We start from the raw sequence: 18,929 nt of genomic DNA on the forward strand, positions 1-18,929 counted from the left end.
TTCACCTCTACCCATAATTTACATGAGTCTGCCCTAGGAACGTGAACACCGCCGCGTCATCCTCGCCGCTCTCTAGCGCACGAAGCCTCTTCCTCACACTATCCGGCACAAGGGCAGACGCGCCAGGTCTAAGCCTGTCCAGTTGGTTCAACCCTTGTGCGACTGTGGCGGCGTCAGCTTCGTCTCGGCTGAGCATCCGCGAGAGCATCCGCCGCAATTCGGACCCGTTGCGAGCAAGCGAAACGTAGAGTGTGACTGTGAGCCCCGCCCCCGTCACATAGCTATCCAGATATGCAACCCAGATACTCTGCGGCTTATTAGACGCCGGACTTTCCTCCAGCTCCCATGAATAGGCGGTGATGTCCTCTTCTTTGAGGGTTTCACTTGCCAGCATCGCACGGGCCTGATCGACCAGCAGCTGATACTCGTCAATCACCCTTTCCCCTCGACCGGCAAGCGCTCGGACAAGCTGGATGGGTGGCCAGTAAGAATCATCCTTTGGCATCGGGCAGCTCCTGTTCTTTCGCCCCAGATCCGGCACAGTCGACGGCGTTGAGGATGGCAGCAACGAGCGTCCACACGCCTTCGGCGCGGTGATGATTTTCAAGGGTGAGTTCTCGCTCCCAACCCTCGATGCCGATGACGGGCGCAGGCCCTTGGCTGATCGAGACGGAATATGAACTAACTGGTGAGAGATCACTCTTATTGGCAGCCGTGATCTCGCCGACCAGATAGGCGCGGCTTTGATCACCGCCGGGCCAAATTTCGGCACTGACTACAAGCATCTTATTTTTCCTTCTTGGAATGTGCGGGTTGTCTTGCTTTCCCGCCTTGCGCTTTGACTTAAGCGTCAAGGAACGCCGGCATCCACTGGGCGAGCTCATCAGCCAGGATCTGCTTGCCCTGGTCGGTCGCGAGGGGCCGCACGAACTCGCAGAAGCCGAAGCTGCACAGCTCCCGTGCTGGCATCATCAGATGCACATGTGGCGGGTTGGTGGACCCGACCAGCACGGGCAGATGCATGGCTGCCACCACCGCAAGATGACGCTCGATGCACAGCCGCTCATAGGCAAATGCGCGGACCTGCTCCCAGACATGATGCAGCGGCCCTGGATAGGGAAAGCGCAAAGTCGCCATGACGGCTAAATCTTTCAAACCAGGACAGGCTTGTTCCTCGTAGAGGTCGCAGAGCCGTTTCGGGTCACGACACACCTCCGGTGCATCGGGCGGCAAGAGCACGTCCCAGCGATAGCAGCTCGGCTGCCAGGCTTCCGTAATCGCGACGGTTGTTCCAGGACACAGCCGGCGCAAGATTGACTGGCCAACCGTCTGTATCGGTCCAACGCCGATCTGCCGGCGTGAGACGCCGAAGGTCAAGTTGTCAGGGCCGCCTGGTACTGGCACGAAGTCGAGACCGCTTGGAGCCACGCGCTTGGCGTGGATACTCTTGTTGGCCATGGTTCAGATGCTCCAACGCGCGAGGTCAGAAAGGGCGCGATGTGCCGCGTCCAGCCCAGCCGAACGCGCCTGCGCGCTTGCGAACGGAAAATGGACGCGCTCGAAGAGGCCGCCTGCCACCTCGATTGGGTGCAGTGCTGCTTCACTAGGCACGAGCCAAAGCTCGCCATTACCGCACCAAGGGAGATAGGCCTGAAGCCAGCCATCCTTGTGCGTCAGGCAAACATCGAGCCTGATCCCCTGCCCTGCCTCACAGCGCAGCAGCAGCATGTCGCAACCGAGCAGTCGGCCGACCTGATCAGCTTCATCGCGCAGCAACGGGCTCGCGCAACTGGTGCCAAGGATCACGAGCCGGGCATGCGGCATGTGGACGCAGCCTGCATCGATAAGGGCTCTGCCAGCAGGTGAGAGATCGACCTGACCATCGAGCAGTCTGGCGAGGCCGAAGACCTGGCTCTTCACGATATTGCTGGGGCGTGGCAGCAAGGGATGACGTTCATCGAAGCACGCCGCTGGTAATAAGTGCATTCTCTATTCCTTCCAGGCTCGCGGGTGGGCCAACCCGCGAAAGCCTTCAGTTTTTCATTTAAACACCTGACCCACTGGACCTCCCTTCCCGCTTCATCTCTCGTCCAAGCCCTGCGTATGACGTCAGGGCATGAGCCTGTTGGCACTTGCCAATCCAGCCTGCAGCTCAACGTCAGTGCGCCATGGTGGCGCTGCGGCAACCGGCCCTGTCGGTCCCAGTCGGAAGACCACCAGTTCGGGCTCGCCCATGTCGGGGTCGCTCAGCAGCCACAGGCCGTCCGCTTCATCGAGCCAGAGACGCAGACAGTTATGTTCGTGGAACCTACCTCCTGCGCACAGACGCAGTTGGGCATAGAGCGTGGGGTCACCCCCCATCGAGCGTCCCGCGTTGATCAGCAGCGCACGACAGCGCAGCTCATTCTGGGTCGTCACAAGGCCGGCAGGCCACCCGTCGACGGACGGCAGAACCAGCAGGTCTGCACGCGCCACGTAGAAGCAGTAAGTATCGCGGATACGGATGAGGCTGGGATCTTCAACAAGCGCCCAGCCCGTCACAGCCGCAATAGCGCGCACGGCGTCGAGCAGCCGCGCTTCTTCTGCGCGGTACAACGCATTCTTATATTTCATGGGTATTTCCTTCATCGGCTTGATTGCAATCGGCCGACGTTGAAAAACCTTTCCGTCATAGCCCTGCGAGCGCTGGGCGCTCGGGTACACTCCTGGCGCAATCGAGCGGTGCTCACAGATGCGAGGAATTTCGGGTGCGGAAGGCCCGGACCGGCCAATGGGCTGGGATCAGCGCCTAGATCATTCGTTGCGGCGACCAACGAACGTTATGATCTAAACCGGCTCAACGCCCGCTTCCATTTCCGCTCATCAGGCATAGCCAGCACGACAGTGGGCGCGTCCTTTGCGAGATATAATCGCGCTTGCCGGACAGGTTTCCCTTCCGTCGTCAGGCACGGGATGCACCGAAACCGCATGGCGGCAGCTGACAACTGTCGTCCCAACCTTTGCGCTGGAAAAGCCACCAGAGGCCATGGGGATGGAATAGGGCATGGTGCCCGCAACGGCCACACACCGGCTTCACCGAGTAGTGCCAAGCTGCCGCCTCAAAGATACGCATGGCAACCTTGAGGCCGTTCGCATAGCGGGCCATCGCTCAATAAGGCAGGTCGTCGTCCGTGAGATCCTGCAGGCCATCAAAGAGCGGCAAAGGCCCCGGTGTATGTTCAGCGAGCGCGGCAGCCTCAAAGAGCGACACGGCGGCCCATTCCACCCTCCAGTCGTGCTCGATCCTCTGGCCGTCGATGCGGGTCAAGCCCGCGCCCTCTGTCGCCACTCGGAAACTATGTTCTGAGCCGCTATGACGCCCTTCCAGCAACGTTCCGTCCGAAAGGCTAACCCAGTAGCGAAAAGCGCTTGAAGGGAGTGTAAGGACAGTCTGGATGTCTCCGGTAACGTGAAGTGACTGGTGGTCCGTGATGATCTGAATGCTCATAGCTCGCCTCGAATCGATGGAGAGAGCTTTTAGAACATAAAGAGAACATTTGGAAACCGGGGTGCGGTGAGTTGGTCCGCTCAAAAGCCCTGAGGGGTCCCACCTCCATCGAGCGCACCGGTGGCTAACGCTAGGCCGCGCTGCTATCCTGCTCAGCAGGCTACAATCACGCCTGACCTTGTGGAGATTTGAGACGTGGAGCGCTTAGACGCGTGGTTAGCCAAGACAATCTTCTGGCCCATCATCATCAAGATTTGTCAGGAGACAGGCTGCACCAAATGGGCCTTTGGGCGGCTGTGCGCGTTCCTGTGGATTTGCGGCGTAATCCTGATGACCAAGAACTGGACTTGGTTCTGGAGCATCTTCATCGCAATAATTGCTATTTCAGAAACCCTCTCGCTCGGCCTGCGCAGGGACTCCCCTTACGGACAGAGCGGCTTCGCCCGTGCGGTCTTCTGGATCGCTTTGGCCTTTGGCATCTTCGACGCAGTCACGGGGGATGGCCATCCGGCCCAGCCTGCCTCGACGCTTGCGATGCTGTTCAGCCTCTACGCCGCCACCCTTTCCACCGTGCCTCCCAAGCGGCGCAGGGAGAACAAGAAGGCCAGTGCTTCCCGCGCGGGTGTTGCCAGAGGCTAGACTAGTCGCCGCGTGGAGCCTCGGGCAGTAAGGGCTTCCGCGATGTTCGCGGCCACCTAACAATCACATCTGCCAGACTGGCGAGCATCCGGGGCGATGCTTCGATCAAGGCAAAGAGGTGTGGCTTGCCTGCCAGCAGACAAGCCACCCAAAAAATATTGGTTCGGACTTCAGATCAGCGGCCAGACCTATACGACTCCCTGGCCTTCTCAGAGAAAGGCCACCCACTCACCTGCGCCCGCAGCTCGAATGGAACATGCGGTTCTACATTTGGCCGACGTGAATCCTTCTCGCCCCACGCGATGGTCAATTCGGTGCCTTCGGCAGCAAAGGCCTCATCAACCGATGCGATGGATACCATCGCGCCATCGGGCGCAAGGAACGCGGTGTAAGTCGATACACCCACCTGATTGCCCTGCTTGTCCAGCACTGTGTCGTAAGGATAGGCGGCATAATGGGCGAGGGGCAGTTCCATCGCCTTGCCATTCTGGCCGGGCGTCAACTGACTGCGATACAGAGTGGCCAGGTCATCCCGGTTGAAGACGAGCGACACTTTCTTGCGGTGCGTCTCTTTCTCCATCTTGGCGAGCGCATCACGACCGACGAAGTCATGGTCGAACCGGATCAGGCGACCATAGTCCAGATCCCAAGGGGTGAAATAATAGTCCTCGATGCGATCGGACACGAAGCTGCCGCCGAGACCGACAACGCCATCGAAACTATTGGCAGGCAGCCATTCGCGAAACGCACGACAGTCGTCACCGGAGTAAAAGGCGGGAAGCGGGCAGGCCATCCAGCCGGAATCCGCAGCAGCACTGGAATATGCGCGGGCGCCGACCTGCTTGAGATCGAACTCGACGCCAGCTTCAAGGATGGCGGCTTTCACTTCATCATAATGATCGAAGTCGCCCCAGAATTCGAGGCCAGGGGCGCCGCCCATGCCATGGCGCAAGGACTGATATGTGCGCCCAGAAACATTGATGGTGCCCATCTGGAAGAAGCGCGGAACATCGACGGCGCTGCCATTCAGCTTTTCCAGAAGTTTCCAAGCCTTGGGTCCCTGAATTTCAAAGCGAAAATTCTTGCGGGGTTTAGCATTGTTGACGGTGCGCTCATCACGCTCGCACCAAACGTCCATGTCCGTGCGGGAAACCTGATACTCGATCCAGTTTGCAACGCTTGGCTTGCCGACGAGGTTTACCGTGTTGTCGGCGAGGCCGAAGATCACCATGTCGCCGATGAGATAGCCGCTCTCGGCGCAGGCGATGAACTGCTTGGCTTTGCCTTCGCCAAACTTTTCAAAGCTGTTGACAGCGAATTGCGAAATGAACCGGAAAACATCCGGCCCCTTCACATAGAGATCCACCATGTGGAAAGACTGGTCCATAAGCGCGACGCCTTCGCGCCATGCGTGCTGCTCAATCCGCCAATTGGTGAATTCTGACTGGACCGGAAAAACATAAAGACCCGCCTCCGAATTGCGCAGCATTGGCAGCGCGCCACCGGCCCGGTCGATTTTCTCCTGCAAATTCGCTACCATATGATCACTCCAATATCTGATAAGCCATGGCTATCGCGAAAGGCGGCTCCCTGTCTTTCAAGCCCGCGACAGGGAGTTTGACAAAGGCGTCTGACCCGCCTTCTGGCGTCACACCGGTCGCAAAATTACTGCTGACACAAGCGATGCGCGCGGTGCTCAGGACCTGAAGCCAGTGTCCAGTCGGTCAAGCTTGCGCAACCATGCCTGCCACAGCATCGAGCCCGCTCCCGAGAAGGCGCGCAAATCCTCGATCACTTGTTCAGCAGCGCCTGGAGGCGGAGCGAGCAGATCATCCAAAGACCCCACGCTCATCAGGCATTGCGCCTGACAAGCGCGCTCCAGCGCGTAAATTCTCGAAAAAGCGTCCGCAACACTCGCGCCCGTCGCCAAGGTCCCATGATTTCGGAAAATCATGACCGCTGAATTCCCAAGATCAGCGACGATCCGCTTCTTCTCATCGTCTCGCGTCGCGATACCCTCAAAGCTATGGTAGCCGATCCCGCCTGCGCTCGCGATCATAGCGGTCTGCGTGTAGGGCAAAAGTCCGCATTTCATCGCTGAGACGGCCTGCCCGGCAGGTGTATGCAGATGGATGACTGCCCGCGCATCGTGCCGCGCCGCGTGAATGGCGGAATGGATGACGAAGCCAGCGGGATTGACCACACCTTTCTGGTCGCCAATCTTGTGGCCCTCGAGATCGATCTTCAGAAGGGACGAGGCAGTCACTTCTTCAAACATAAGGTCGAGCGGATTGATCAGAAATGTGTCGGTCTCGCCAATCCGGACGGACATGTGCGTGAAGATCGCATCGTCCCACCCGAACATAGCGGCCAGCCTGAAAGCAGCCGCAAGGTCTACCCTCAAGGCATTTTCTGCAAACTCAGCTTCATTTGCCATCATGTGATCCTTCTTTCGCTGCACGCCTCTTTCAAAGCATTGCGATGAGTGCCTTGCGGTCGATTTTCCCGACCGAATTTTCAGGAAGAGCGGCGAGCACGATTACGCGCGCCGGCTCATGAATGCGCGATAGCCGCGCGCGGACGTGCGCACTGATCTGGGCGATGTCGATCGCGTCTGCGCTGGTCGTAACGAACAGCACCGGGACCTCCCCCAAATCCTTATGAGGCGCCCCGACCACGCAACATGCATCAACATCGGCAAGCTCAAGCGCGGCGGCTTCGATCTCCGCCGGGCTCAGATTCTCTCCGCCACGGATGATGATGTCTTTCAGCCGCCCGGTAATCCGCAGATTACCTGCCCCATCAATCGTGCCAAGGTCGCCTGTTCTTAGCCATCCCGAAACGATCGGCTGGTCAGCGGACCCGACATAACCTTGCATGAGCGCAGGGCCGCCGATGCGGATTTCCCCCTCCCCACTCTCAAGCTGTTCGTCACTACCAGGGCGAAAAATCGCCAGTTTCTGGCCACGCAGTGCGCGACCGACACTGCCGATGCAACGATCGTCGGGCACGTTCATCACAGAGGTGCAGGTCGCTTCCGACAGGCCATAAGAGACGATCAGCGGCGTCTTAAAGCCCGCTTCTATCTCCCGATGCAGTTGCTCGGTCAGCGGCGCTGACCCGCACCGCAGGAAGCGCAGCGATGGAAAGCGCTTACCCTGCACCAATGGCAACATGCGCGCGAAGATGGTCGGCACCCCGGTCATGATCGTAATGTCATTCTGCGACAGGGCATCAACCGCGCGTTCGGCTTTGAACCGGGATTGGAGCAGGATGGACGCACCGGCCAGAATGGGGGCGATGATCTGATTGTTGATGCCGTTCGTGTGGTGGAGCGGCATGATGTGGAGGAGCCGATCGTCGGGCGAAAGCCCCGTACGATCGAGAATGCCCGCTGCGTTGCAGGCGAGATTTCCTTGTGAAAGCAGGGCGCCCTTCGGCTTTCCGGTGCTGCCTGACGTTAACTGGATCATGGCGAGCTTGTCTGGCTCTGGCTCGGTGATGCGTGCGCTGGCCGAGGGAACAGGCAATTGGGACGGCGCGAGAGGTGGCCGCTTAACACCGCACATGTCGAACTGCTGCGCCAAAAGCTCTTCTGGCGTGCCCGGATCGAAAATCAGTGCAGGCGCTCCGATCCGCAGTGCGGCGAGAAACAGGATGACCGTCTCAGCCGTACGATCGCCACGCAGTGCGACAACCTCACCATCCGCTATGCCCGCACCCGCCAAAGCATGGGCAGTGGCTGCAACGCGCTCGGCAAGCTCTCGATAGCTCAGACTCTCCGTATCCGTTGTCAGGGCGTTGCGCGCAGATCTGCCGTGCAGCTCCAGCGCTTGCGCCAGCATCGATCCGATGGCGATCTCGCCGCTGAATGCAGCTTCAGGACAAATGTACATTGGCATTCCGTGCATGGCGGCCATCGAAGTCGAGCGCAGCCAGAGCTGCAAGCTCGCGTTCAGTTGGTGGCGCAGTAGGACCAACATTATCAGTCGACAGCGCAAAACCTGTCCGCTCCGCAACCTCGTGCGCCGTCACGTCAGGATGATGGGACGTCATCTCAAGACTGCCATTGCGCAGTTCCAGCACGGCGATGGGCGTGACGATGCCGGACATACCGCCCGATGCTGTCTGGAAGTCGAGCTTCTCGACCAGCGTCCTTGGTGTATGCTCCGTGCGCCATGTGTAGGCGCGCCGTGCCGTTGGCAGCATCACGGCTGCACCGCCGCCGCCCGGCAGTCGCACCTTGGGTTTCGCCCAGTCACCAATCACGGAATTGTTCGTGCTGCCGGATTTGTTGATCTGTGCGGCGCCCAGGAAGCACAGATCCATTTCGCCACGCGTGCAAAGATCGTAAAAATCTTCGTTCGAAAAGATCGAACTGGAGCCTTCCGCCAGGACCGGGTCCGAGCTTGACCATGGAATGTGCGACGGTATCGGATCGACACCGCCCGCCACGTTGATATAGGTGAATTCGAAATCATAGGCCTGCTTGGCGAGCAGGCATGACAGCATCGGGATGGTCGAATTAACCCCGCTGAATGTGACTTCCCCTGCGCGAATGAAGCGCGCGAGGTTGATGACGATATAGGAAAACGGGTCCCAGCTCTCGCTCATGACTCATCTCCCGCGCCTTCGACATGGTCGATGAAGCTGGAGACATCGCGATCTTTGGAATTCATATATCTCTCGATCTCGGCATAATCGATGCCATAGTCCGGCCAGCAGGAGCCCGGCCATGCGCCGCGCTCGACCACGGTAAATCCATCGACCATGAAGTGGGGCGCAAGTGTGAGCTCCGGGCGCTCCTGAAACACCTTGGCGGGCACGCAACGCTCGGCCACGACCAGCACGGATTTGGCTGCGCGGGTCATCAGCCGATCCCAGTGACTGGTGCCGAACACCCGGATATCACCTTCTTCGCTCACCTCATTCACATGGATGATCGCGAAGTCCGGCTGAATTTTCGGGATGAGAAATGTGGATTGGCCGCTTCCATAGGGGTCCTCCACTTCCTTCCAGCCGTTGATCACGGCCAGTTCGGAGCCGAAAATTCCGCCGCATGGTTGAAACGGCGCGCCAAAGGCTGCGGCACGCAATCCTGCCGTGAGGCTGGCGCAGGCATGCTCTTCCAGCGTGATTTCGCCCGCCTGCACGGCATGGCGATACCAGGGCGCAAGGCCGAAATAGCCTTCCATCGCCACGATGCCGACACGCGCTTTCTTCACAGCGCCAGCGCGGCAAAGCAGATCGATGTCATAGCCCGGCGATTGCTTGATGATCTCCAGATCGCGGCGCCCCTGCCGCACCAGTTCGCGCACCATCGCAAAAGGCCCGCGATGGAGAAAGCTGCCGCCAAGCGCGAGGCTCGCGCCGTCGGGGATGCGGGCCGCAAGATCAGTAAGAGAGAAGCGACGGTTCATCAGCGGCCTGCCACATAGGATTGAAGCTTTTGTTTGAAATCTGGCACAGCGGCGGAGCGGACCAGATCAGCAAGGTCTGCATCCCGATGATCACGCTTCGTCACGGCCAGCAGACGGCCATGCGTCAGCGGTTCGATTGGTTCGAGCGATGCAGCGATGCTTTCCACACGCGCTGGCCAATCCTCGACCGGCGCAATTTCAGTCGCAATGCCAAGCGACAGGGCTGCCGTGGCATCCAGCTTTTCCGTTGTCGAAACGATCCGCCATGCCGCATCATCGCCCACCCTTGCAGCCAGCCGACGCGTCCCCAGCACGAGGCCAAAGCGCGGTCCGGGGAACATGAAGCGGGCGTCCGGCGCCGCGATGCGATGCGCGCACGCTGCAAACAGATCAGCACCTGCGCCAAAGCAAGGCCCGTGGCCAAGTGCAATGACGGGAGTTGGCGCGTGATAGACGAGCTGGAGCAATTGCTCGATCTCGACGAGGCGGAGCAGCAGATCGCCATGGCTCGCCTCTTCCAGATCGGACAGATCGAACCCTGCGCAAAACGCCTTACCGCGCCCATCGAGCACGATCAGGCGGCTACCGTCATGAAAGGCCGTTTCGAGCGCGGCACTCAACGCCCGCACGAGCTCGGGAGCCAGCGCATTGCGGCGCTGGTCATTGGCAAGCGTCAGCCGCGTGATGCCATCCTGCTTTGTGCTTTCCAGCATCAGCCAGCCACCTGTGCCTGCTTCTCCCGCAACGGGTTCAGCAGCTCGGCATTATGCTCGCCAAGGCGCGGTGGGCTGCGGCGCACGGTTCCACCCACACCGCCAATCGTCAGCGGGCTGACGAATGTCTTGGTCATATGGCCGCCCGGCAGCTCCAGCGGTTGCACCCAGCCCATATGGGCGACCTGTTCGTCGGCGAGCGCCTGCGAATAAGTGTTGATCGGCGAGCAAGGCACGGCCGCTTCACGAAGACGTCGCAGCGCTTCATCAACGCTCGTATCGGCAAAGGCGGCTTCGATGATCTCGACGAGCTCGGCCTGATTGGCGCAGCGCAGCCGGGTCGATGAGAAGCGCTCTGCATCGGCCAGATCTTCCCGACCGATTGCCGTGCAGGTGGATTTCCACAATTTGTCGTTACCCGCCGCGAAAGCGATATAGCCATCCTGCACCTTGAACGCCTGATAAGGCGCGTTGCGCGGATGCGCCGAACCCAGTTTGACCGGATCCTTGCCGCTGCCAAAATATTCGCTGGTCTGCAGAGCCGCGATCGCCAGCGATGCGCCGAACATCGGCACGTCGACATGGCTGCCCTGCCCCGTCTGCTCCGCTTGCCGCAGCGCTGCGATGGCGGCCATAGCACCATAAAGGCCGGTCGCGAAATCGGTGAGCGGCACGCCGCTTTTCACGGGCGCACCACCGGGCTCGCCCGTCACGCTCATCACGCCGCTCATGGCCTGAAGCGTCAGATCGAAGCCGCCTTCGGTCGAGCGTGGCCCTTGCTGACCAAAAGCCGAAATCGAGCAATAGACCAGCCCGGGCGATTGTGCGCTCAACGTCTCATAATCGAGCCCAAGCCGGCGCATCACACCGGGACGATTATTCTCCACGATAATGTCGGCATCGCAAGCCAATTGGCGCGCGAGTTCGGCGTCCAAAGGATCTTTGAGATTGAGCGTGACCGACCGCTTGTTCCGATTGAGCGACGCGAAATTCTCGCTGTAGCCATCTGTGATCGGTGGCCACTCCCGCATGGAATCGCCACCGCCGGGATGCTCGACCTTGATGACGTCCGCGCCAAGATCGGCAAGCAGCATCGCGCAGAATGGCCCTGCAGCGACACTACAGAATTCGACGACCTTGACCCCGTCAAGCAGCTTCATGAAATCTTCCTTTATCTAGTCGAGCGTCTGGCGAGATCGAAATCACCGCCAGTCATGCGGGAGACGGCGCGCGCGGCCGCTAATACTTCTGAAGAAAATTGTTCCCGCTTAATCGCTGTCATGCGGTCGGTCGGTCCCGACACGCCAATCGCTGCGATACAACGCCCGGTTGCATCGAAAATAGGAGACGCGACACCACCGACGCTCTCGCGCCACTCACCCATATTCACGGCGTATCCACGCTCGCGAACCTGCGCGAGCTCCTTGCTCAGATCGGCGCGTGTCGCACGTGTGTTAGAACTGAATGAGGGCAGCGGATCAGGTAGCGAATTGAGATTGTGAGACCCTGAAAAAGCCAATTGTGCCTTGCCTGATGCAACGCAGTGCGCAGGCGCCCTGCCGCCTATTTCGGAGTAAGCACGGACTGGCTGAGGACTTTCGATCTTGTCGATATAGATGACTTCGATCCGATCGAGGATCGACAGATGGATCGTCTCTTTCGTGATGTTGGCGAGGCGCTGCATCTCACCAGCGGCGATCTTGCGAATGTCCTGACGGCCGAATGCAGCATTACCAAGTTCGAAGAGCTTGGATGTGCATTCATACAACCCATTCTCATCCTGTTGCACGAAACCGGCATGGATGAGGCTTTGCAATGTCCGATGCGCATTGCTTTTCGGAACGCCAAGGGCGCCAGCGAGATCCGTGGTTCCGCGCGCCTGGGGCGATCGCGCCAGAATTTCGAGGAGCTTGAGCCCTTTGAGTAAGGTCGTGTCCATCAGCCGGTTTTACCCTTTCCAGAGTTATCTTGAGGCTGAGAGTGGTGGACTGGGGAAAGGCTCATCGTCAATCCAGACGCAGATCGTGCGCGGCCGCCCAGACGCCGTGAATCTGCGGGGCAAGGCGGAACGGCAAGATGGCGCGGCCACATTCCTGCATCGTCATCGCATCGACGATCAGCAGTTCGCCCCGCATCTGAGGGACATTATGGGTCGCGGCGATCAGATAACCATCGCCTTCGAGATGGCTTCCGGGCCGGGGAATGAAGCTTGGCTCCTGGACGACCTGACCCGCACCGGCGTGATAAGCCACACATTCACCCGTCTCCAGATTGAAGCGGGCAATATGATCCGTCGCTGCATATTCCCCCGGCGCGCGACCGCGCGTCATCCCTGAGGATTCCCTTGAGGGATCCTCGCACTGCACCCAGGTAAATTTGCTGTTCTGGCAAGCGAACCGATCATCGATACGCGTAAAGTTGGTGATCGTCTGATTGAACAGGATCTGCTCTTCAATCTCGTTGGCGGGGTTATCAAGATCGATCGTGAAGCGACGGATCTTGTGCGCCACGGTGGCCGGCACTGACTCATCGAGCGCTGGGAAGAGTGGGAACCAGCTGTTGCCCTCGGCGGCGGGCGCATCCAGCGTCAGGACATTCCCGTTCGACTGACCGTTAATCGTGTGAACAATGGCACGCAGTGGCCCTTCGATCACGCGCAAGTCTTCCGGACGACCGTGCCTCGGGATCACGAGATAATAATTTAGGCTGTCATTATCCCACGCCCAATGCGGATATCCGGCCTTCAGGCGCTCCATGCTCGTCATGGTGCCGCCGCCGGGAATGACGATATGGCCATTGGTCAACCACATGTCGTGCATCAGGCAAGTATAGGGCGCCTCGATTTTGCACTCCCAAGTCTTCTTGCCGCTCCGGTCGAAGCAGAAGAGGACGACATCGCGGCTGCACAAGCCAGAGGCTTCATAGCTGAACGCAAATGTCTCACCGGTCGCGGGGTCGACCTTGGGATGTGCGGTGAAGGTCATCGCATCGACCTGCCCGTCAAAGTCGTAATAGTCTTTTGTCTCTAGCGTGATGGGGTCGATCTCGAAGGGAAGCGCATCCTCCTTCGTCGCGAGCAGCTTGCCTGCCAGCACGACCGGGGTGGTGTTCGATGCGGTGCTCCCGCGCGGAGAATCAAAATTGCGGACCGACTCGTCGTCAGTGAACGGGTTGCGATAGGCGCCGAACAATTGGCGCTGCGCCGCGATCTGACTGCGGTAACGCTCATTCTGCACGTAGCGGCCACGATAGGAAACATGGCCATCCTTCACGCGGAAGCGACTGATGTAGCCGTCGGCTGCGAGGGCATTGAACCCTGCGGGCGGATAAAGAAAATCCGCTGACAGGCGGAAGAATGCGCCATCAAGGTCAGCAGGGATCACGCCTTCAACCATGCAGTCCGCGACGTCAGCATCGAAGCGATTGGGAGCGAAATATCCGTCCCCTCCCCATTTAGCGACCATTTGCTTCCCTCACTATTTGCAGAGCCATCGCAATTCCAAATAACAGAACATAGTTCTATATTATGCGTTAACGGAATGGGCTTGAAATGTCCATCTTTGACATGACCGTTTGAAAGCTTTGGCGTGAGCGGCAACTGCCTTGTTCACGCCAAACTCCTCCTTCTATCGATCGCGAAGGCTGACGATCATGGTCGCCTTCATTTGAACGAACGACGCACAGTGAACATGAAGGTGCGCGGTTCGCCCACAACGCCAAGCCCTGTGAAATAAGGCGCGCCGGTCAGCACATAGGCGGCATTATAATAGAATTTATCCAGAAGGTTAGTGACGGAAGCCTCTGCATGCCACTCATCTGCCTGATCGCGCCATGTCAGCTTGGCCGAAACGAGCGCCCGGCCCGGAAGCGAACCTCTCGGATCATTCACCGCGCGTGTTTCAACCCGAGAACGATAGGCCATATCGACACGTGGCGTGAACGAACCGATCTTGCCAGCTTCCAGACGATACTGAATTCCTGCGGAACCGGTCCACTCGGGCGTATATTCGTTGGTCATGCCGGGCAGAACGCCACTGCTTGGATTGATCCTTGTATATTCGAAGTTGAGATAGCCCAGAGATCCATCCAGTTTCAGGCCGTCGATCGGCTCTGCCGTCAGCTCACCCTCGATACCCTTGATCCGGGCGTCACCAATATTCGTTGTTTGCGAGCATGGCGCTGCGGCAAAGGGTGAAATGGAATCGCAGCGGGTCAATGTGCCCTGGAAGTCCTTATAATCATTGATGAATGCTGAGACATTCAGCGTCACGCGACGATCAAAGAAGCGGCTTTTAAAGCCCACCTCATAGGATGTGAGCGTCTCAGGCTCATATGGAAGCGCCTGACTTGCGAAATATGGCCGTGGGTTGACGCCACCGCCCTTATAGCCAGTGGATAGCTGCGCATAGGCAAGCAGGTCCTGAGCGAGTTCCACATCAGCAGCGATGCGATAATCGACGCGTTCACCCTTGAACGTCACATTCACACCGGTCAGCCCGCCGAGGCTGGTGCTGTTTGAGCCATCAATGTTGTAGCGATGGAAGGTGAAGGATTTGAAATCGTCCGTGTAGCGAACTGCGCCGGTGATGTTCACGCCAACAATGGGGTGCAGGACGGTGTGGAGAAACACAGATTTAGAGCGCGTTTCAACCGGATCGCTGTAAAGCGCGTCGAGATTTACGCCGCCGCCGCCCAGGGCCACGCCGCCGGGGATCGTCAAGCGTCCAGTCGATAGCCCCTTGGCATTGTAATAATAGCCGCCCGCCGTCCAATCGAGCAGCGCGCCGAAGCTGCCGTTCAAACGAAGCTCCTGCGAAAACTGTCGGTGCTTCATGTTCCAGATCTGATCGAGGATGGAAGCAGGAGTCCCATCAGCCGCAGACTGGATCGAGATTGTCGTGCGACGATAGCCGGTGATGGACGTCAGCGAGACATCACCCAGCTTGATCTTGAGCGTGTTGGAAATGCCCCATGAATCCACAGGCGTTCTGTCCGACATGTAATATCTGCTACCGGCGGCAACGCCACTGGTCGGGCGAACCTCATAATTTTCGTAATTGGTGTAGCTCTCCGGACCGGTGATATAATTTGCCGTGCCAGCCCATGCGGCCGACTGGGTCAGAGTTTTGACGGCCGGATTCTCCGAACGATCATGGGAAACGTCAGCAACGAAAAGATTTTCGATATCTGCTGAAGGCGTCCACAGCAGCGAAGCACGGCCAACGAAGACGTCGCGGCCACCCTGTTGCCCAAGCACGCAGCTTGTATCGGTCCGCTTCGTCGTGGCGAAGGACGTGCCTGTCGCGCAGGCATAATCCAGCCGATCCATATAGCCTTCGCTATGGCGTACGCCGAAGGCAACGCGGCCGTAGAGGGTCTGATCAGCGATGGTCACATTGGTCGCGCCCTTGGCGACCACACTGTTGCGCGATCCCGCTCCGACCTCGATGAAAGCGTCAGCATCCGGGCCGGGTCGTTTGGAGAAGAGGCGGATGGCGCCGCCGATCGAGTTCTTGCCTGCCAGCGTGCCTTGGGGACCGCGCAGAATTTCAACGCGCTCCACGTCCACCATCTCAGTGACCGCGCCGGGCATCACGCCATAATAAACTTCATCCACATAAACGCCGACGCCCGGCTCGACCGCGAAGTTCGGATCGCGCTGGCCCACGCCGCGAATGTAAATCGCCGCCGTGCCGCCATATCCGGTCGCATTGTTGGAAAGCTGGACGTTCGGCGCGAGATTTGCAGCACCGATGATATCGGTCACGCCTTTCTGGGCCAGCAATTCAGCGTTCAAAGCCGAAATTGCGAGAGGTGTCTTCTGCACAGTTTGCGACCGAAATTGCGCTGTGACGATGATGTCGCCATCCCCTCTGACAGGGTCCGCTTGCGCGCTCTGGCTTGGCTCTGCCGGTGGTGCGGAGGGATCGGATGACGTTTGCGCGTGCGCCGCGCCTGACGCGACGATCGCGAACAGCGACACGGCCAGTGATGATTTAAAAGCAACTTTCATGACTTTATCCCCTCTCGGAAAACGCTCTTTGGCGATTTTCACATTGTACTTTTCGGCTCGATCCGCGTCTTTCACCTACGCGTCTGCTGCTTGACTGATTTGGACATCCGGTCGCCTTTGCGCCGCGTCGGTACAGAAGGATCGCGGACACATTCCAAACTTTTGCGAGAATGATCGGCTGAAATAGCTGGCATCATTGAAGCCGACGGACATGGCGACATCCAAGATGCAGCCCTGTGTCAGTCCGCCTCGTCTCAGCAGCGCCGCTGCGCGATCCAGCCGCTGCGAGCGGATGAACGAAGCCGGGCTCTGACCCACATCGAGGAAGGCCCGTTGCAAGCTTCGCGGCCCGATTCCAAGCGACCGGGATACGGCACCGACATTGAGTTCGGGATCAGCCAGATTTGAATTGATGTAATTCATCGCGTCGCGGCGGATCACCGAGCGTTGCTGTGTGGCCCCCTGCACGGCATTAGGCGCCACCACGCCGTCATACAGCATCTTTACGCAGTCCAGGATTAAGCCTGACATCGTATTGCCAAGCTCGATCTGCACTTGGATCTCAAGCGTGCGGTAAATCGAACGGATGACATCGACGGCCATCGCAACCATCGGGTTGGTTGCCAGGAAGGTCTGGCCTGCCAACAAAGAGGGATCACTCACACGCGTAAGCAGCGCGGAATAGGGGATCTTGACCATGAGGCGATCAATTTTCTCCACGCTGTCATGCGCCCAGGGTTTGGTGAGATCGCGAATGAACAGGTCGCCCCGCTCAAGCTTGAGCGCCTTGCCGCATTCCTGAAACACCCGCTCGCCTTCGGAGAGGACGAGGAGAAGGGAATCATTCTCGCAAGAAGCCCAGCGGCCAACGCCGCCTTGCAAAGCAATGGCGCGCGCTGGCGTCGATTGCACGCGGATCAGGCCGAGCGGCCCGATTGCAATTCTGGAAATAGTGCCGGCAAAAGGCGCGCTGCCAAGTGGTTGTATCTCGACGGGACCGAGCGTCTGCGCGGTGAACCGGTTCCATTCAGGAACGGCTTGCGTCGCGCGCAGCCCTGCAGTGGAGAAACTCTCCCAAGCACTTTGCGTCATGGTCCTCTCCTACACTCCTCACTCCGGGTCTGACTCGCTTGCTGCGCAGCCCGGTTGAGACAGGACTAGACAAACCAACCAGACCTTGGCAATACCTTTTAGAACAGCGTTCTGATATACAGAACTTAGGAGAGGTTTTCGTGAGCTTCAAACATTATGTCGGTGGCGTTTGGCGTGAGCTGGGCACTGAAAGCTCGCCTGTCTTCGATCCAGCGACGGGTCAGGAAATCGCCCGCTGCCCGGTGATCGATCAGGCTGGCCTTGAGCTGGCCGTGCAATCAGCTACTGCAGGGTTCGAGAAATGGCGCCGCGTGCCGGCGTTTGACCGACGTGCAATCCTCCATCGCGCAGCAGCATCCTTGCGCAACCGCGCGGATCGTATCGCCGCTCTTATTACATCCGAACAGGGCAAGCCGCTGGCGCAGGCGCGCGCCGAAGCAATGGCAGGTGCGGACATTATCGAATGGTGCGCGGATGAATGCGTGCGCGCCTATGGCCGCGAAATACCATCGCGCGATCAGCGAATATTGCAGTCTTCGATCCGTGAGCCGATCGGGCCTGTAGCTGCCTTCACGCCGTGGAATTTTCCGATCAATCAGGCCGTCCGCAAGCTGGCTGCTTCGCTCGCTGCGGGATGCTCCATCATTCTTAAAGGCCCGGAAGAAACGCCTTCGAGCGTCGTCGAACTGGTTCAGGCTTTTCTGGATGGGGGCATTGAGCCGGAGGCGATCAATCTGGTCTTTGGTGTGCCTGCCGCCGTATCGACCTTCCTCATCTCCCATCCTTCCGTCCGCAAAATCTCCTTCACCGGCTCCACGGCTGTCGGCAAGGAGCTTGCAGCGCTGGCAGGCAGGCACATGAAGCGCATGACGATGGAGCTTGGCGGTCACTCCCCCGCCCTCGTGTTCGATGATGCCGATCTGCACTCCGCCGTCTCAATTCTTGGCGCCAACAAGTTCCGCAATGCGGGCCAGACATGCGTGTCGCCCACGCGTTTTCTGGTGCAGGAGCAGGCCTATGAGCAGTTTCTCTCCGGGTTCGATGCGATTGCCGCATCTTTCAAGATCGGCGCGGGCACGGATGCCGAAACGACGCTTGGCCCTCTGGCCAATTCGCGTCGCGTCGATGCCATGAAAATGCTGGTCGATGATGCGGTGGCGCAAGGCGCGACGCTGCATCGTGGTGGACGGCGCGCGGGCAATGCCGGCTATTTCTTCGAGCCGACGATCCTGACCGATGTGCCGCTCAATGCCCGCATCATGAGTGAGGAGCCATTTGGCCCGATCGCGCTGATCCAGAAAATGCCGGACGAGGCGAGCATGATCAGCGAAGCCAACCGGCTGCCTTATGCCCTTGCCGCTTATGCCTATACCAAAGATTCCGGCCGCATCTTGCGACTGCGCGACCAGCTTGAAGCAGGCATGGTATCCGTCAACCATCATGGCGTAGGCCTGCCGGAGACACCCTTCGGCGGCATCAAGGATTCAGGTTATGGCAGCGAGGGCGGGAGCGAAGCGTTGGAAGCTTATCAGAATGTCAAATTCGTTTCCGTGCTGGCAGCCTGA

Annotated in this window: 19 protein-coding genes; 2 read left to right on the forward strand and 17 right to left on the reverse strand. The window is 59.0% G+C overall.

Annotated elements, in window-relative coordinates:
• Positions 1 to 7: 7 nt before the first annotated feature.
• The 6 genes from M2334_RS11515 to M2334_RS11540 all read right to left on the reverse strand — a co-directional run bounded on the left by M2334_RS11515 (position 8) and on the right by M2334_RS11540 (position 3,487).
• Positions 8 to 505, reverse strand: a complete 498-nt coding sequence (locus tag M2334_RS11515; protein ID WP_264605474.1) for a hypothetical protein — start codon at positions 503 to 505, stop codon at positions 8 to 10.
• Positions 492 to 854 carry a hypothetical protein gene (locus M2334_RS11520; protein WP_264605475.1) on the reverse strand — a complete coding sequence of 121 codons (363 nt, stop codon included), beginning with the start codon at positions 852 to 854 and terminating at the stop codon, positions 492 to 494. Before M2334_RS11520 ends, M2334_RS11515 begins: the two co-directional genes overlap by 14 nt.
• Positions 844 to 1,458, reverse strand: a complete 615-nt coding sequence (locus M2334_RS11525) for a hypothetical protein (RefSeq protein WP_264605476.1) — start codon at positions 1,456 to 1,458, stop codon at positions 844 to 846. The genes M2334_RS11520 and M2334_RS11525 overlap by 11 nt, the downstream gene beginning before the upstream one ends.
• Positions 1,459 to 1,461: 3 nt before the next feature.
• A complete protein-coding gene (locus M2334_RS11530) occupies positions 1,462 to 1,944 on the reverse strand; it encodes a hypothetical protein (RefSeq protein ID WP_264605477.1) in 483 nt (160 codons plus the stop codon).
• A gap of 165 nt (positions 1,945 to 2,109) precedes the next feature.
• Entirely contained in the window at positions 2,110 to 2,613 is a 504-nt protein-coding gene (locus tag M2334_RS11535; protein ID WP_264605478.1) for a hypothetical protein, read from the reverse strand.
• Between the two features lie 535 nt (positions 2,614 to 3,148).
• Complete coding sequence (locus tag M2334_RS11540; protein ID WP_264605479.1) at positions 3,149 to 3,487, reverse strand: hypothetical protein; 339 nt, start codon at positions 3,485 to 3,487, stop codon at positions 3,149 to 3,151.
• A 195-nt stretch (positions 3,488 to 3,682) separates the two neighbouring features.
• On the opposite strand from M2334_RS11540, the gene M2334_RS11545 reads away from it, so the two are divergent.
• Complete coding sequence (locus M2334_RS11545) at positions 3,683 to 4,126, forward strand: hypothetical protein (RefSeq protein WP_264605480.1); 444 nt, start codon at positions 3,683 to 3,685, stop codon at positions 4,124 to 4,126.
• Positions 4,127 to 4,301: 175 nt separating this feature from the next.
• Here the strand turns inward: M2334_RS11545 and M2334_RS11550 are convergent, their stop codons facing one another.
• The 11 genes from M2334_RS11550 to M2334_RS11600 all read right to left on the reverse strand — a co-directional run bounded on the left by M2334_RS11550 (position 4,302) and on the right by M2334_RS11600 (position 17,364).
• A complete protein-coding gene (locus M2334_RS11550; RefSeq protein WP_264605481.1) occupies positions 4,302 to 5,666 on the reverse strand; it encodes an aminomethyl transferase family protein in 1,365 nt (454 codons plus the stop codon).
• Positions 5,667 to 5,822: 156 nt separating this feature from the next.
• Entirely contained in the window at positions 5,823 to 6,587 is a 765-nt protein-coding gene (locus tag M2334_RS11555) for a class II aldolase/adducin family protein (RefSeq protein WP_264605482.1), read from the reverse strand.
• A gap of 7 nt (positions 6,588 to 6,594) precedes the next feature.
• Entirely contained in the window at positions 6,595 to 8,046 is a 1,452-nt protein-coding gene (locus tag M2334_RS11560) for a class I adenylate-forming enzyme family protein (RefSeq protein WP_264605483.1), read from the reverse strand.
• Entirely contained in the window at positions 8,006 to 8,740 is a 735-nt protein-coding gene (locus M2334_RS11565) for a CoA-transferase subunit beta (RefSeq protein WP_264605484.1), read from the reverse strand. The genes M2334_RS11560 and M2334_RS11565 overlap by 41 nt, the downstream gene beginning before the upstream one ends.
• Entirely contained in the window at positions 8,737 to 9,546 is an 810-nt protein-coding gene (locus M2334_RS11570; RefSeq protein WP_264605485.1) for a CoA transferase subunit A, read from the reverse strand. Before M2334_RS11570 ends, M2334_RS11565 begins: the two co-directional genes overlap by 4 nt.
• A complete protein-coding gene (locus M2334_RS11575; RefSeq protein ID WP_264605486.1) occupies positions 9,546 to 10,259 on the reverse strand; it encodes an enoyl-CoA hydratase/isomerase family protein in 714 nt (237 codons plus the stop codon). The genes M2334_RS11570 and M2334_RS11575 overlap by 1 nt, the downstream gene beginning before the upstream one ends.
• The gene (locus M2334_RS11580) at positions 10,259 to 11,419 is read right to left on the reverse strand and encodes a CaiB/BaiF CoA transferase family protein (RefSeq protein WP_264605487.1); all 1,161 of its coding nucleotides are present in this window, start codon (positions 11,417 to 11,419) and stop codon (positions 10,259 to 10,261) included. Before M2334_RS11580 ends, M2334_RS11575 begins: the two co-directional genes overlap by 1 nt.
• Before the next feature lie 11 nt (positions 11,420 to 11,430).
• Entirely contained in the window at positions 11,431 to 12,198 is a 768-nt protein-coding gene (locus tag M2334_RS11585; protein WP_264605488.1) for an IclR family transcriptional regulator, read from the reverse strand.
• Between the two features lie 67 nt (positions 12,199 to 12,265).
• The gene (locus tag M2334_RS11590; RefSeq protein WP_264605489.1) at positions 12,266 to 13,723 is read right to left on the reverse strand and encodes a carotenoid oxygenase family protein; all 1,458 of its coding nucleotides are present in this window, start codon (positions 13,721 to 13,723) and stop codon (positions 12,266 to 12,268) included.
• A gap of 197 nt (positions 13,724 to 13,920) precedes the next feature.
• A complete protein-coding gene (locus M2334_RS11595; protein ID WP_264605490.1) occupies positions 13,921 to 16,347 on the reverse strand; it encodes a TonB-dependent receptor in 2,427 nt (808 codons plus the stop codon).
• Complete coding sequence (locus tag M2334_RS11600; RefSeq protein ID WP_264605491.1) at positions 16,348 to 17,364, reverse strand: AraC family transcriptional regulator; 1,017 nt, start codon at positions 17,362 to 17,364, stop codon at positions 16,348 to 16,350.
• A 38-nt stretch (positions 17,365 to 17,402) separates the two neighbouring features.
• Between M2334_RS11600 and M2334_RS11605 the strand changes: the two genes are divergently transcribed.
• Entirely contained in the window at positions 17,403 to 18,929 is a 1,527-nt protein-coding gene (locus M2334_RS11605; RefSeq protein WP_264605492.1) for an NAD-dependent succinate-semialdehyde dehydrogenase, read from the forward strand.

It is taken from the genome of Sphingobium sp. B11D3D (assembly GCF_025961755.1).
Classification (GTDB): domain Bacteria; phylum Pseudomonadota; class Alphaproteobacteria; order Sphingomonadales; family Sphingomonadaceae; genus Sphingobium.